This window comes from Rhodoferax sp. U11-2br (genome assembly GCF_018619435.1).
Lineage (GTDB): Bacteria > Pseudomonadota > Gammaproteobacteria > Burkholderiales > Burkholderiaceae_C > Rhodoferax.
Genome location: NZ_JAHFZF010000005.1, coordinates 13,968 through 28,747 on the forward strand (window position 1 = coordinate 13,968; position 14,780 = coordinate 28,747).

9 protein-coding genes are annotated in these 14,780 nt (G+C 61.6%); 3 read left to right on the top strand and 6 right to left on the bottom strand.

What is annotated here, in order from left to right; genetic code table 11:
- Nucleotides 1–18 precede the first annotated feature (18 nt).
- Entirely contained in the window at nt 19–861 is an 843-nt protein-coding gene (locus tag KKO72_RS04660) for a lytic transglycosylase domain-containing protein (protein WP_214935926.1), read from the bottom strand.
- Between the two features lie 300 nt (nt 862–1,161).
- Here KKO72_RS04660 and KKO72_RS04665 point away from each other — a divergent pair, with 300 nt between their 5' ends.
- The 3 genes from KKO72_RS04665 (at nt 1,162) to KKO72_RS04675 (ending at nt 9,988) form a co-directional block, all read left to right on the top strand.
- On the top strand, nt 1,162–4,935 hold the full coding sequence (locus tag KKO72_RS04665) for a DUF748 domain-containing protein (RefSeq protein WP_214935929.1): 3,774 nt from the start codon (nt 1,162–1,164) through the stop codon (nt 4,933–4,935).
- 115 nt (nt 4,936–5,050) lie between these two features.
- Complete coding sequence (locus KKO72_RS04670) at nt 5,051–7,801, top strand: DUF349 domain-containing protein (protein ID WP_371736824.1); 2,751 nt, start codon at nt 5,051–5,053, stop codon at nt 7,799–7,801.
- A 423-nt stretch (nt 7,802–8,224) separates the two neighbouring features.
- Nucleotides 8,225–9,988 (top strand): methyl-accepting chemotaxis protein, encoded by a 1,764-nt coding sequence (locus KKO72_RS04675; RefSeq protein ID WP_214935933.1) that lies wholly within the window; start codon nt 8,225–8,227, stop codon nt 9,986–9,988.
- A 173-nt stretch (nt 9,989–10,161) separates the two neighbouring features.
- Here KKO72_RS04675 and KKO72_RS04680 read toward each other — a convergent pair whose 3' ends face one another.
- The 5 genes from KKO72_RS04680 to KKO72_RS04700 form a co-directional block, all read right to left on the bottom strand.
- On the bottom strand, nt 10,162–10,998 hold the full coding sequence (locus tag KKO72_RS04680; protein WP_214936222.1) for a UDP-2,3-diacylglucosamine diphosphatase: 837 nt from the start codon (nt 10,996–10,998) through the stop codon (nt 10,162–10,164).
- Nucleotides 10,999–11,042: 44 nt separating this feature from the next.
- Nucleotides 11,043–11,549, bottom strand: coding sequence for a peptidylprolyl isomerase (locus KKO72_RS04685; protein ID WP_214935935.1), 507 nt, complete (start codon nt 11,547–11,549; stop codon nt 11,043–11,045).
- 3 nt (nt 11,550–11,552) lie between these two features.
- On the bottom strand, nt 11,553–12,239 hold the full coding sequence (locus KKO72_RS04690) for a peptidylprolyl isomerase (RefSeq protein ID WP_214935937.1): 687 nt from the start codon (nt 12,237–12,239) through the stop codon (nt 11,553–11,555).
- On the bottom strand, nt 12,236–13,480 hold the full coding sequence (locus KKO72_RS04695; RefSeq protein ID WP_214935939.1) for a murein L,D-transpeptidase family protein: 1,245 nt from the start codon (nt 13,478–13,480) through the stop codon (nt 12,236–12,238). The genes KKO72_RS04690 and KKO72_RS04695 overlap by 4 nt, the downstream gene beginning before the upstream one ends.
- 64 nt (nt 13,481–13,544) lie before the next feature.
- Nucleotides 13,545–14,636, bottom strand: a complete 1,092-nt coding sequence (locus tag KKO72_RS04700) for a nuclear transport factor 2 family protein (RefSeq protein WP_214935941.1) — start codon at nt 14,634–14,636, stop codon at nt 13,545–13,547.
- Nucleotides 14,637–14,780: the final 144 nt, after the last annotated feature.

Genomic DNA, 14,780 nt, shown 5'->3' on the forward strand with positions numbered 1-14,780 from the left:
ATTTTAAACTGAGTGGACTCAGTTCAACGCCACGGTGGCTGATTTGTCACCGGTTTTTACCGAGGCGCTGATCTGGCTGGATGCGGGTGTTGGCAAAGTCTCTTCCTTTGGCGCAATCACCACCGGCAGAAAAGCCGGTACCGCTCGCCCCAAGGCGACTTGCTGCAGCCGGGTGTACTCGGCCATCACCTTGACGGTGTAGCCGTTGTCATCGTTATCGGCTCCAGCACCAACGTAACTTTTGAGGCCACCCTCAACGGAGCCTGCGGTGCGGATGCAATCGAGCAGCACCTTGACACCCACCTGCAGGTTGGCCAAGGGGTCAAAGGCGGCAAATTCGCCTCCGAAGTTCTGGTACTTGTCCTTGTGCACCCGTGTCATCACCTGCATCAGCCCCTGGGCGCCGACATGGCTTTGGGCAAACGGATTGAAGCCAGATTCAACGGCCATCACCGCCAGAATCAGAGCGGGGTCCAGCCGCACACGGCTGCCGACCTCAAACGCCTCAGACACGATGGCGCTGATAGGCTCCGGCGCCACATGGTATTTTTTGCTCAGCCACAGCGCCACCGTGGCCTGCTGCTTGGGCAAGTCCTTGGGGTTGGTCGCGGTGGCGCGTTCGATGGCGGCCGGATCCTTGACCAGGCCGGAGATTTCGGCCTGACGTTCCTGCAGCCAGCTAAACAGCTTGACTTCACCCAGTTCACGCAACTCAGGGCGGGCAAACAAGGCGATGGCGATAAAAATGACAGCCACGCCAATCAGGGCGATGCTGTTGTGGGTGATGTCGAAAAAACCTTTGGCGACCGTCGCGGTGGCGCGTCGCAGGTTTTGGGACAACGATGATGTAGATGCTGACATAGCTTCTCCTTCTTGCGCGGAGGGTTCCACTTGCGGCATAGGATGCTGCAGAACTGAACACTCGCCTGGGTTGTTACGCTATCAATATCCTGCGTTTGACGTCCTTTTTGTGGATGCAGAGATTTGATGTTGCCGGGATCGGCAGCCTGATGGAATCCCGGAATGAACGGGTTGGGCGGATTCTAGGTGGGTTTTATATGTCGAGTCAACCATATAAAATTCATTTGTTATTCCAAAAATTGTGGAATTCCGTGGCTTTTTTCTCCGCGATTTGCCGCCTGATGCGCTCAAAATCCGGGTATGCCGACCGATCAAGCCAACCCCACCCCAACTCGCAAACATCCTCTGACTCTGATCTGGCTGCGCCGTGGCGCCTGGGCGCTGGTGGGCTTGGTGCTGTTGTGGTTGCTGAGCTGGCTGGCGCTGCCGCCTTTGCTCAAATCGCAGGCACAAAGCCGCCTGACTGAGCTGCTTGGGCGCCAGGTGACTGTGGGTCAGGTAGATTTCCGACCCTGGTCGCTGGAGCTCAGCGTGTCTGACCTGTTGGTGGCTGGAGCGAATGCGGCCAGCGGGCCGCAGCTGACGGTGGCCCGGCTCTCTATCGATATGGAACTGCAGTCGCTGCTGCGGCTGGCGCCCGTGGTGGATGCGCTGGTGCTGGACTCGCCACGTTTGAACCTGACCCACACCGGAGAAGGCCGCTACGATGTGGATGACGTACTCGCCAGATTGGCCGGCCCGGAGGACGCGCCAGCCCCGACACCCGCCGAGCCGCTGCGTTTTGCGCTCTACAACCTGGTGTTGTCCGATGGCGCCGTGCGTTTCACCGATGGCCCCAGGAATCAGGTCCATCAGTTGAGTCGCTTGCAGCTCAGTGTGCCGTTCCTGAGCAACCTGGATTCCAAACGCGAGGTGCTGGTCAGCCCCAGACTGGCTTTTGAGCTCAATGGCAGCCAGTTTGACTCGTCGGCCCTTGCCACCCCTTTTGCCCAGACGCGCAAGACCGACGCCCATCTGGTGGTCAAGGACCTGGACCTGGCCCCTTACCTGGTGTATTGGCCGGCCAGCCTGCCGGTGCGTCTGCGCTCGGCGGTGCTCGATGCAGACCTTCAGCTCGCCTTTGAACAAACCGACCAGACCGCCTTCAAGCTCAGTGGCCAGCTGTCAGCCCGTCAGCTGCAACTGACCTCGGCCCGCAGTGATGCTGAGCTGCTGGCCTTTGAACGTCTGGGCATCCAGCTCAAAGACGTGCGCCCTCTGGCGCGCCAGGTGCAGCTGGGCCGCATCGAACTCACCCAGCCGCAACTGACACTGCGCCGCGACCGCGCCGGTGTCCTGGAGCTGATGACGCTGGTCGCCGAGAAATCCGGTGGGAAGGTTTTAAAAAGTGAAGCAGCTAGCCCAGGTAGCATAAGGGCTGCAGGCCAAAATGACATCAAAGCCGTAGCCGCAACGCCGGCCACCCCCTGGCAGCTCACGGTGGATGAGCTGCTGTTGCAGGACGGTGAGCTCACCTGGCGGGACGCTGCATTGCCCAAACCCACCCAGCTCAATGTGAAGTCGCTGCAACTGCAAGCCCGTGCCCTGGCCTGGCCGTTCACCCAGGCGCTGCCGTTTGAGGGCAGCGCGAAGCTCGCCAGTGCCAGCCTGCAGTTCAAAGGCAGCGCCACCGACCAGGTGGCTGAGGTGGCGCTGCAACTCAGCGAGCTGCCACTGGTGCTGGCCGCCCCCTATGTTAGTGAGTACCTGCAGCCCAAGCTGGATGGGCGCTTGAGTACCGATCTGACGCTGAACTGGCGCGCTGCCAGCGCCACCCGGGCGACGTCAACCCGCGTTCAACTGGCCAAGCTGACCTTGGACAAACTGGTGCTGACGGGTGACCAAAAAGCCGCATTGGCCAGCATTCAACAGCTGCAGCTGGCTGATGTGCTGGTGGATACCCAGGCCCGCTCCGTCAACTTGGGCTCTGTCAAGCTCAGTCAGCCGAATGCGCGCCTGGTGCGTGACGCAGCCGGACGCTGGATGTATGAAGACTGGTTCAAAGTGCAGTCTCCAGCCCCACAACCCGTCACTGCCGCCGCAAGTACCAAGGCCGCAAAAACCGCCAAGCCCCCCAGTGCCGACAAGCCTTGGCTGCTGAGTGTGGATCGGCTGCAGCTGGAGCAGGGCACGCTGAGCCTGTTGGACAGGGCACCCGCCCAGCCTGTGCGGCTGGAGCTCAGTGATCTGAGTCTGCAACTCAAAAAGCTGTCGACGGCCAGCCGTGCGCCGTTTGACATCAGCCTGTCGACCCGGCTGCGCCATGGCCACACCGAACCTGGCAAGCTGAGCTGGCGCGGAAGCGGTGCAGTGAGCCCGCTGTCGCTCAAGGGTGAACTGGTGGCCGAGCGTTTGCCCTTGCACGCGGTGGCGCCTTACTTTCTGGACAGTCTGAATGTGGCGCTGCTGCGGGCTGACGCCGGCTTCAAAGGCCGCCTCAACCTGGCCCAGCAGCCCAGCGGCCTGAGTTTGCGTGTGACGGGTGACGCCCGGTTGGACGACCTGCAGGCGCGCAGCCTGGCGCAAACCGAGCCGTTTGTGGCTGCTGAAGAACTGTTGCGCTGGAAAAGCCTGAGCCTCAGCGGTGTGGACCTGGCGTTGGCGCCTGGTGTTGCCACCCAGGTCAAGGTGGCTGGTACGGTGCTCAGTGATTTTTATGCCCGGCTGATCCTCAACCAAGAGGGGCGTCTGAATCTGCAGGATGTGATGAAAAAACCCGATGTAGCCCCTGTGAATACAGGGCAGGGTGCTTCTAAAAACGCAGTGCCTGCCAGCGCACCGGCGGTGTCTGCCGCCGCGTCAAGCCCGGCTTCAGTCAGCCAGGCCTTGGCACCGGTGATCCAATTTGGCCCGATCAGCCTGCTGCAGGGGCGCATCAACTTCACCGACCACTTCATCCAGCCCAATTACACCGCCGACCTCAGTGAACTGGTGGGTAAACTCAGCGCCTTTTCCTCGCAGACGGCAGCGGGCGAACTGCAACTGGCTGACCTGGAACTGCGCGGGCGTGCCGAGGGCAGCGCCACGCTTGAGGTGCTGGGCAAGATCAACCCGCTGGTGCAGCCGATGGTGCTGGACATCCGGGGCAAGGTGCGTGACCTGGAGTTGGCGCCGCTGTCCACCTACTCGGCGCGGTACGCGGGTTATGGCATCGAGCGTGGCAAGCTCAGTGTGGATGTGGCCTACAAGGTGCAGCCCGACGGCCAGCTCACCGCCAGCAACCAACTGGTGCTCAACCAGCTGCGTTTTGGCGACGCGGTGCCCGGTGCCACCAGAAGTCTGCCTGTCAAGCTGGCGGTGGCCTTGCTGGCCGACCGCAACGGCGTGATTGACCTCAACGTGCCCATCAGTGGTTCACTCAACGACCCACAGTTCCGCCTGATGCCGATTGTGTTCAAGGTCATCGGCAACCTGATTCTGCGGGCCGTCACCGCACCGTTCAGCCTGATCGCCAACCTGTTTGGCGGCAGCGGCGGTGAGGAGCTCAGCACCATCAGCTTCGATGCCGGTTCAGCGCTGTTGACTGAGCCCGCCAAAGCCAGCCTGGACAAGGTGGCCAAGGTGCTGCAAGAACGTCCTGCCCTGAAGATGACCGTGGTCGGCACCGCCAGCCTGGAGGCCGAGCGTGAAGCCTACAAACGCCAGCAGTTGCAGGCCCTGGTGCTCGGTGAAAAACGCCGCACCTTGCCTGCTGCCGAGGCACAGGCCACCGCCACCCCGATCACGGTGTCGGGCGAGGAATACCCGCAGCTGCTCAAACGCGTCTATCGGCGCGGGGACTTTCCCAAGCCGCGCAACCTGATCGGGCTGACCAAGGACATCCCGGTCGAGGAGATGGAGACCTTGTTGCTGACCCATCTGGATGCCTCCGAGTCGGCCATGCAGGCGCTGGCGCTCAAACGTGGCGTGGTCGTGCGCGACTACCTGGCGAGCCAGAAACTGCCGCCAGAACGGCTGTTTCTGGGGGCCGCCAAGGCGGTGTCCCCCGAGGCCAAATGGCAGCCGAGTGCCGAGTTGAACCTGGCCACCGACTAGCGCCATAGGTGATCTGAACAAATGTTTTCGAAGCTGCACCAAAACGCGGCGAAAATAGAGGTTTGCTCCTGCCGCTCAGCTGCAGGCACTTTTTATTTTTGTGCGTGCGATGTCGATGTTTCCCTTCTCCAAAAACAACCCTGCAGAACCCACCACTGACGCTGCTGCCGCGCCAGCCAAAACCCAAGAGGCCCACCCCCTGGACAAGATGACGCACGGTGCGTTTTCTGCCCAGACCTCGGGTGAACGCATGGCCTGCATCCGCGACTGGCTGGCCAGTGGCCCCACGCCTGAGCAGCTGCAGCAGGTGTTCAAGGAGCTCAGTGGCAAGGACAAGGGTGCAGCCAAATTGCTGCGTGAAAAACTCGACGAGATCAAACGCAGCAAAACCCAAGCCACCATTGCGCTGGAGTGGGCCGACAAGGCCCAGGCGCTGCTGGCTGCGTCCAAGTTGAACCTGGCCGACGCCCTGGCCTGGCAGCGCGACGCCGCCAAGGCTGGTGCACCGCTGAGCAAGGAGCCCCTGGCTGGCCTGAAAGCCCAGCTGGTGGAGCGGGTGCGTGCCATCGAAGATTTGCAGCACCGGGTGCAGGTACAGCGTGAGGCTGCCGTGCTGGTGGCCCAGCGCATCGAGGTGTTGTCGACCAAACCCTGGCAAGACGCCCAGGCTGCCCAGGCTGGACTCAGCGTGGATGTCAGCAACTGGCAGGCCGAGGCTACCGCTTTGGCCAACGATGCCAACTGGCCCAGTGTGGACGCCAAGTTTGTGCCGCAGCTGCAGGCCTCACAGGCCCAGTTGGGCCTGGTCTGGGAGGCCTTCCAGGCCGCCCTGAGCGCCACCGTGTTGGCCGCTGAAGATGCCAGCGCGCCGCTGCCCAATGTGCCGGTCTGGGCCGACGAATTGCGCGTGTTGCGCGGCATCCCGCTGGAGCCGGTGGTCAAGGCGCCGAAAGCCCCGGTAGACCCCGAAATCAAGGCCAAGGCCACGTCTGCTGTGGCTGATGCGCTCACCAAATTGGAGCAGGAAGTGGCTGAAGGCCATGGCAAAGCCAGCGCCGGTGCCGCCAACGCCTTGCGCAATGCGCTCAAGGAATTTGGCCGACTGATCGACGACAAGCTCGAAAACCAGGCCCGCAGTGCCCTGGCCGCCGCCGGTGAGTTGGAAGGCTGGCAACGCTGGCGTGCCGACCAGTTGCGCGAAGAGCTGGTGAGCAAGGCCGAGGGCTTGCTCAAGCGTCCCGAAGGCCAGGCCATTGGTGGCCGCAAGATGCAGGAATCCCTGCGTAGCCTGCGCGAGCAATGGAAACTGACCGACCAGGGGGGTGTGCCCAACCACGGTCTGTGGAAGCGTTTTGACGACGCCTGCAACGAAGCCCACAAGGTGGTTGAAGTCTGGCTCGAGAAACTCAAGGCCGAGACGGCGGAACACCGCGCCCAGCGCCTGGCCCTGATTGCCGAGGTCAAAGCCTGGGCCGAGGCCAACCGCACCGCGCTGGACGACGACTGGAAGGGTTTCAACCGGGTGCTGCACCAGTTTGGCGACCGCTGGCGCGAGTCCGGCCACGTCGGCGAGAAGATGTATGCTGAGTTGAACACCCTCTGGAAAGCCGCCATCGACGAGGCCGCAGCGCCGCTCGAAGCCTTGCAAAAAGTCAGCCTGGCGGCCCGTCACGCGATGATCGACGAGGCCAAGCAACTGGGTGCCCAGGAGGTGCTGCGCATCGACGCCGTCAAGGCATTACAACAGCGCTGGCAGGCCGAGGCACACCGCGTGCCGATGGACCGCCGCCATGAGCAAAAACTATGGGATGCCTTCCGCAAACCGATTGACGAGGCGTTCAACCGCAAGACGGCTGAGCGCGAGAAGGCACAGAACGCCCTGAGTGAACGTGACCGCATTGTGCTGGATGCCTCCAAGGCGCTCCAAGCCGCCAACGCCTCGGGTGACGCCCAGGCCATCAAGACCGCCATGGCCGCGCTGGACGCTGCCTTGCGTGGCCAGGCCCAGGCCCAGGCGGCGGTGGCCGCTGCTGCGCAGACTTCTGATGAGAAATCGGCTCAAGCCCAGGCGGAACAAGGGCAGGCTGCTGCTGATACTGCAGCTGACGCCGCCGCCCCCAATGACGACGCGCCAGCGGAGCCCTCTGCCGAGGCTGCGCCTGAGGTGGCCAAACCGGTGGCTCGTAAGCCGGTAGTGGCCATGCGCGGTGATGACCGCCCAGGCATGAAGAAAGAAGCGCCTGCGTTGCCTGCACGCGGTGGCAAGTTCGGTGACCGCAAAGACAGCGGCCGCCCAGGTGGCCGTGACGGTGGGCGTGATGCCCGTCCGGGTGCACGTGGCGATGACCGGGGTGGTTTCCGAGATGCCCGATCTGAGCGCGCCCCGGCTGGGGATCGTTTTGACGCACCGCGCCTGGGTGATGCGGCCTTCCGCGCCCAGCGTGACGCGTTTGAACAAGCCCAGCAGGCGCTGCGCAAACTGGCCGCCCAAGCCCATGGCGAGGCGCTGACCAACTTGCTGACTGCCTGGGAAAAACGGGATGCCGAGCTGGTGCCCAGCGTGCAAGAGCTGGGCAGCCGTGTGGCCCCGGCGGTGCGCGCCGCCTGGTCCAAAGCCGTCACCCAGGCACCTGCAGGAGACGCCAGCACCGCACTGCTGCGCCTGGAGATGGCCGCTGAGGTGCCAACACCGGCTGAACACATCAGTGACCGGCGCATGTTGCAACTGCAATTGCTCACCAAACGCAACGACCCGGCACCGGTGCAGACCTGGGGGCAGGACGCTGCCGTGGTGCTGGGCGGCGGCTTCGATGCCGCTGCCGCACGACGCCTGCAAAATGTGCTGAAGGTGTTGTTGAAGCCCTGAGTCAACAGGGCCGTGCCTCGCGACAGCAGGGCACTGGGCGTGAGGTGAAGCCCATTGCCGTGCCTTGCAAGGTTGATTGATCTGGGCTCCCCTGCAAACCCTGCGCCCAACTGGGTGCAAAGGGAGGGGCGCTTGCTCAATTGAGCGCAGCGGCAGAAGCCGCATATTTCTTTAGGCCCCATTGAGCCCTCCATCGGGCTGCGGCCACGGTCTTGCAACGCACGTTGGCAACTGATTTGGGCGGGTAATCCGTTGATGTCTTGACCGTCCAATGTGTACCAATAGCGGTAGTATTTGGCAGCAGGCCCTTGGTGACCACACCTCGCCCGACACGCTTGCTTTGAAAATGGCGCAAACCCTGCAAGAATCCTGTCGCAATCAGAGTTCTGAGAATCCACACAAAGGCGACAAGGTCCAACCATCATGAACCACTTAAAAATCTCCACCCGACTGACCCTGGGTTTTGCTGCCATCACCATGGCTTTTTTGGTGCTGTCGGGTTTTACCGCATGGCGCATGCAGCAGGTCTTGCAGGCCACCGATTTGATGGAAACCGAAACCGAGCTGCTGGACCTGGCGGAGAAGTGGCAAGGCGATGTTCGCCAGAACTCGGCACGTTCCTTGGCGGCGGCCTACTCCCCTGGCACAGCCATGTTCGATTTTTTCAAAGACGATATGACCGCCACCAGCGCCGGGACCACAGCGACACAAAAGAAGTTCCTGGAATTGTCCAAAAACGAAGCAGCACTCAAGCGCGCTGCTGACGTGGGTGAAGTGCGCAAAGGCTACCTGGCGACGCGCGAACAGGTCAATGCCCTGAAAACCGCGGGGGATGACGCAGGTGCCCAGGCCCTGGTGCGTGACAAGCTGGCGCCGGCCACGGCGGATTACATCCGTGTGACCCAGGCTTTGGTAGACGGTCAAATCGACAATGTTCGTGAGATCAACAAAGACATCGAAGCCATCTTCGGCCAACTCTACCTCGTTGGCGGCGCGCTGCTGGCCCTGTGTGTGGGCATCGCGGTGTTTGCCAGCTGGAGTATTTCGCGCGGTATTGCCCAAGGCATCACACTGGCCAGCAGCGCTGCTGAGCGTTTTGGTGAAGGTGACCTGAGCCAGACCCTGCCACAAGACGGCAAAGACGAAATCGCCCACCTGTTACAAGCCCTCTCCAAAATGCAGACCAACCTGGTCGGTGTGGTCCAGCGCGTGCGCCAGGGCTCAGAGTCGGTGGCCACCGCCAGCTCCGAGATCGCCCAAGGCAACCATGACCTCTCCAGCCGCACCGAGTCCCAAGCCAGTGCCTTGGAAGAAACTGCCGCATCCATGGAAGAACTCAGTTCCACCGTCAAACAAAACGCTGACAACGCACGCCAGGCGAACCAGTTGGCTATGAGTGCCAGCAGCGTCGCGGTGCAAGGTGGTGAAGTTGTGGCCCAGGTGGTCGACACCATGAAAGGCATCAATGAAGCGTCACGCAAGATCAGCGACATCATCAGCGTGATCGATGGCATTGCCTTCCAGACCAATATCCTGGCTTTGAACGCCGCAGTGGAAGCCGCTCGAGCCGGTGAACAGGGTCGCGGTTTTGCGGTGGTGGCCTCTGAAGTGCGCAGCCTGGCCGGACGCAGTGCCCAAGCCGCCAAAGAAATCAAGACCCTGATCAACAACAGCGTCGAACGTGTGGAGCATGGTTCTGCCTTGGTCGATCAAGCCGGCTCCACCATGACCGAGGTGGTGACCTCAATCAAACGTGTGACTGACATCATGGGCGAGATCAGTGCCGCCAGCAATGAACAAAGCCAGGGTGTGAGCCAGGTCGGTGAAGCGGTGACACAAATGGATCAGGCCACCCAGCAAAATGCCGCACTGGTGGAAGAAATGGCGGCAGCTGCCAGCAGCCTCAAGAGCCAGGCGCAGGACCTGGTGCAGACGGTGGCGGTGTTCAGGCTGAAGGAAGGGGAGAGTGTGGGGCTTGGGAGCACAGGTGCGTTGCCCGTGGCGGCGCCTGCACCGCAGATCAAGGCTGCCTCCCAGCGGCCAGCCCTGAAACCGGCCAATCGCAGTGCCGTGCCAGCGCGTCTGAATGCAGCTAGCCCGGCCCCAACGCCAGCTCCGCCAGTGACCACCAAATCGACCCCGACGGCAGCCACCGGGTCAGCAGACTCGGACTGGGAAACTTTCTGAACCGATCTCCTGGCGAGACCCCTGTCGCGCATCACATGCTCTTGAATAGAGAGCGGGTGGTGCTTAAAAATAAGGCGGATGGGCCTTTTTGTATTTGTACTGAACCCGTGTTGCGGGTCGACCTGTGCCGAGGGTTTTGTCAACGCAGCCGAAGGATGCAACTGTGGAGATGGCTAGACCAGCGGTGTTTGAGACCTGGGTGTCCAGCGTAACGGTGTGGCCCCAAGGCCCAGACGCAGCACTTCCAGCCGGGGCGGTGTGGCACCGGCGTCCCAGTCACTGAGCACCAGCCGGTGTTTGGGTGTGTCCGCTGTCGGGTTCAGACAGTGATCTGCTGGTTTGTGAGTGTGGCCATGGATGAGGGTGCTGGCCTGCGCGGCCTGTAACCATTGCAGGGCAGCCGCTGTGTCCACATCGGCATAACTGGCACCGCTGCTTTTGCGGGATTCACTTTGCTCGCGCAGGCTGCGCGCGATCGCCAGACGCTCAGCCAGCGGTTTGGCCAGAAACTGGGCGCGCCAGGCCGCTGTGCGCACGCTGCTTCGAAATTGCTGGTAGTCGGTGTCGTCCAGACACAGGGCGTCGCCGTGGGATAACAGCCAGCGTTGCTCGTAAAACACCAACACGGTCGGGTCTGTCAGCAGGGTCATGCCGCAGGCCGCCGCAAAGCCTTCACCGAGCAAGAAGTCGCGGTTGCCGTGCATGAAAAAAAGGGTCATGTGCTGGGACGCCTCTGCCAGTAGCTGTTGGCATTGGGCTTCAAAGCCTAGTGGCTGACCGGGTGGCAGCTTGGCCACATCGTCACCCACCCAGACCTCAAACAAATCGCCCAGGATCAAGAGCGCGTCTGCGCTGCTGCTGCGCAGGTAACGTTGCCAGACCTCGAAGGTGGCCGCTTCACTGGCTTGTAAATGCAGATCCGAGATGAGGTCGATACAGCGCCAGTGCGCTGGGGCAATGAGTTCCGGCCAGCTTGCGCTGCTCAAGCTGGCCGAGACGGGGCTCGGTATGTTGGCCTGGGGCGACACAGCGAGCCGACTTTCGCAGAGCAGGTTTACAGCGCCACAGCCTTTTCGATCACCACATCTTCCACCGGCACATCGTCGTGGTACCCGCGGCGGGCGGTCTTGACGGCCTTGATGGCGTCAACGACTTCCTTGCCGGCCACCACTTTGCCAAACACTGCGTAGCCCCAACCTTGCTGGCTGGGTGCGGTGTGGTTCAAAAAGCCGTTGTCAGCCACGTTGATGAAAAACTGGGCGGTGGCCGAGTGTGGGTCACCGGTGCGGGCCATGGCCACGCTGTAGTTGACGTTTTTCAGGCCATTGTTGGCTTCGTTGGTGATCGGTGCGTCGCAGTCTTTTTGCGCCATGCCGGGTTCCATGCCACCACCCTGGACCATGAAGCCGGGGATGATGCGGTGAAAAATGGTGTTGTTGTAGTGGCCTTTGGCCACGTAGCTCAGAAAGTTGGCCACCGTTTTGGGGGCTTTGTCCTGGTCGAGTTCAAGGGTGATGACGCCGTGTTTGGCAATGTGGAGTTCGACTTGGGGGTTGCTCATGATTTATTTCACCAGGGTTGCAGAGTTGATAAGAATGGGCGTTTTGGGAACGTCCGTGGGGAAAGGACCGCCCGAGCCGGTCGGTGTTGACTTGATTTTCTCAACAACCGCCATGCCCGAGATCACCCGGCCAAACACCGTGTAGCCATACAGCTGGCTGGCACCCAGCAAGCTGGCCCGGGGTGTATTTTCATAGACACGGCCCTGGTACTCAAACTTGGGCACCGGATCACCCGGCGGAATCAGCACCGGATCCAGAAAGGCGTTGTCTTTGACGTTGATGAAAAACTGCGCTGTGGCCGACTGCGGGTCACCGGTGCGGGCCATGGCCAGCGTGCCGGTCACATTGCGCGGGCCACCTTTCTCAAGCGCCTGACGCCCTTCGTGCACCACGGGTGCTCGGGTGGGTTTTTCAGTATATTTGGCGTCATAACCACCACCTTGCACCATGAAGTTGGGGATGACGCGGTGAAAAATGGTGCCGTCGTAGTGTTTGTCACGCACGTACTGCAGAAAGTTGTCGACCGTCCTGGGGGCCTTGTCGGGGTAGAGTTCGACCACAAAATCCCCCGCCGAGGTGGCGAACTTGACCTGTGGCAGCGTCTGTGCTGCTGCCTGACCTGCTGTCAAAAAGAGAGCTGCAGAGGCAATAGATGCAAGGGCTAGGGCGCTTTTTCTCTTGAAGTTCATAACCGGGTCCCTTCGTAAATGATGGTCCACTGACCGGCACGGTGCGACCAGTACTGGCGTTTGCTGGTGCCGGTGCGCTGGCCTGCGGCCACTTCACCAAAGGTCACCACCATGGTGTCTTCCTTGTCTTGCCAGCGCAACATGGACAAGTCCTTGAGCTCCAGCTCGCGGCCACGTGTTTGTGCCACCTCACGTGCCAGCACCGTCTGCCAGTCACCACGGTTTTTGCTGCCGTTGCTGAAGTCACTGGCGTAAAAGCTGGTGAGTTCTGCCAGATTGCCGCTGGATTTGGCCTTGCGCCAGGCGTTCAGACGCGCTTCAAAAGGGCCCAACTGGTTATTGGTGTGGTCCTGCGGCACCCAGCTGAGCTGGTTGGTAATCACCACCGGGGTGCTGCGGATGGCCACCGTCTGGATGATGTATTGCAGGTCGGGGTTGGCCAGCACCACACAGCCATCACTGGCCAGCGGTGGTCGCGAGAACTGGTCCGATGGTGTGCCGTGTAACCAGATGCCTCCCCCGGTTTTGCCACGCCGAACATCCAGCATGTTGGGGTAGTTGATGGGCAGGGCGCCGACGCCGTAAAAGTCTGTGAGCGTTTTGGGATCCAACTGGCTGGTGATGAAATACACCCCCAAGGGGGTGCGTTGGTCACCCTCGGTGTTTTTTTCGACCCCCAGCTTGCCGACCGAGATGTAGTAATCCGCGATCAAGGTCAGGCCGCTGGCCCGGTTTTCAAACAGGTACAGGCGCGAGCGCGCCGCATCCACCGCAATGGCGTGTTTGACGGCGCGTGACAGTCGCACAAATTCAGCCGGTATGTAGCCTTCGGGTGGGCGCTCTTTCAAAGCTTTGAGGCGGGCTGCCGACTCGGCACGCAAGGAAGTCAGCGCCGCCGTATGGGCCTTGAGCTGGTTGGCTGGCACGTCGCCAAAGCTAGTGACCGGCCGTGTGCGCGATGACAACAAGTCGCCATACACCAACTGGGCCAGCGCGAAGTTGGGGTAGTCCTTGACCAGCCGCTGCGCCTCGTCGAGGGCTGTGCGGGTGTCCGAGCGGCCAATCAAGCGGTAGATCTGGATCAGTCGCGCCTCGGCCAGGCCTTCCTTGTCAGCTGGAGCGGGGGCGGCGGCGCGGGCCACCATAGGTTTGGGCTTGGGCGAGGTGCTGGCGTGGCTGGACGGCAGGCCCCAACCAGCTAAGCAAACGCAGCAAATGGCACTGAGAACTTTCAAGGACATGCGATGGACAGGCACAACAGGTGCCCCGTGACGGAGTTGCCCGCAGGCAGGGTTACAAATGGTTTCAACGACCCGTCGATTCCCGCGTGATCAGCCAAGCCGAACCCAACTTCTTCAGGTTCAGGGTCTTGGGGCTCGCTATGGAGAGGCTGTCAGCCTTGTAGGCCTGGCGGAAACTGGCCACGGCCTGCTCGCCATTGACTCGGATGTTCAAGTCGCTGAGTGTGACGCTGATGTTTTTCTTGCCGACGATGCGGTCACGGCGTTCTTGCTGCCAGGCGGCACGAGACTGTTTGCCCGGCGGCGCAAAGTCCGGGCTGTAGGCCTTGAGGTAGCCATCCATGTTTTTGCTGGACCAGGCTTTGGCCCAGGCCAGCACAGCTGCCTCGACCGCTTTGTGGGAATCGGCGTTGACAGCCACCGTTGTTGTGGCTGCGTTGTTGGTGGCAGGAGCACTGGCCGCAGCTGTCGTGGCTGGGCTGGCAGCGGTTGCCACCACCGGTGCAGAAGGTATTACAGCGGGTGTAGCCGGGGCCGCAGGCTTGGCCGCTGGTGCAGCGACGGGTTCCGGTGCGGGTTTGGCTGCTGTTGACGCAGCAGCGGCAACCACCACCGGGTTGCGGCTGTTGTTCAGGTTGGGTTTAAAAACATCGGCAATCAAGGCCAGCTTGGGCGGCACAGCGGCAGCGTTGCCGTCGAGTTGCAAGGCCTTGTTGTAGGCCTGGCTGGCCAACCGGGCATACACATCACCCAGGTTTTCATGGGCGGTGGCGTAGCTCGGGTTGGTGCGAATCGCCATCTCGAGTGCCTGCTTTGCCTTGTCGTACTGGCCTTGCCCGGCGTACAACACGGCCAGGTTGTTGTAGGGCTCGGGCAGCTCCGGGTAGTCCTGCGTCAACTGGGTGAAGGTGGTGACCGCTTCCGCTGTTTTGCCCAGGTTGCGCTGGATGACACCTTTGAAAAACCGCATTTGCGGGTCACCCGGTTTGCTGGCCAGGTAGCTGTCGACCCGGGTCAGGGCCTCGTTGAACTTGTTGGTGCGCACCAGCTGGCTGACATCAGCGTAGTCGTCCGCATAGGCGCTGGCTGCCACACAGGCGCTAGCCAGAACCAGCAAACGAAGCGATTTGTAAAGGGCGTTGTGAGCCTGTTTCATGGACACTGTGGTTTGAAGAAGTGAGATGGAGGCCGCGAAACCGGCGGGAGCTGACAGGGCTTTATACTGCCTTCCATTGTAGCGGAGGGTCTGCTTTTAAGCGTTTGACGGATCGGCCTGATCTGGACGAGCTACCTCTGGCGC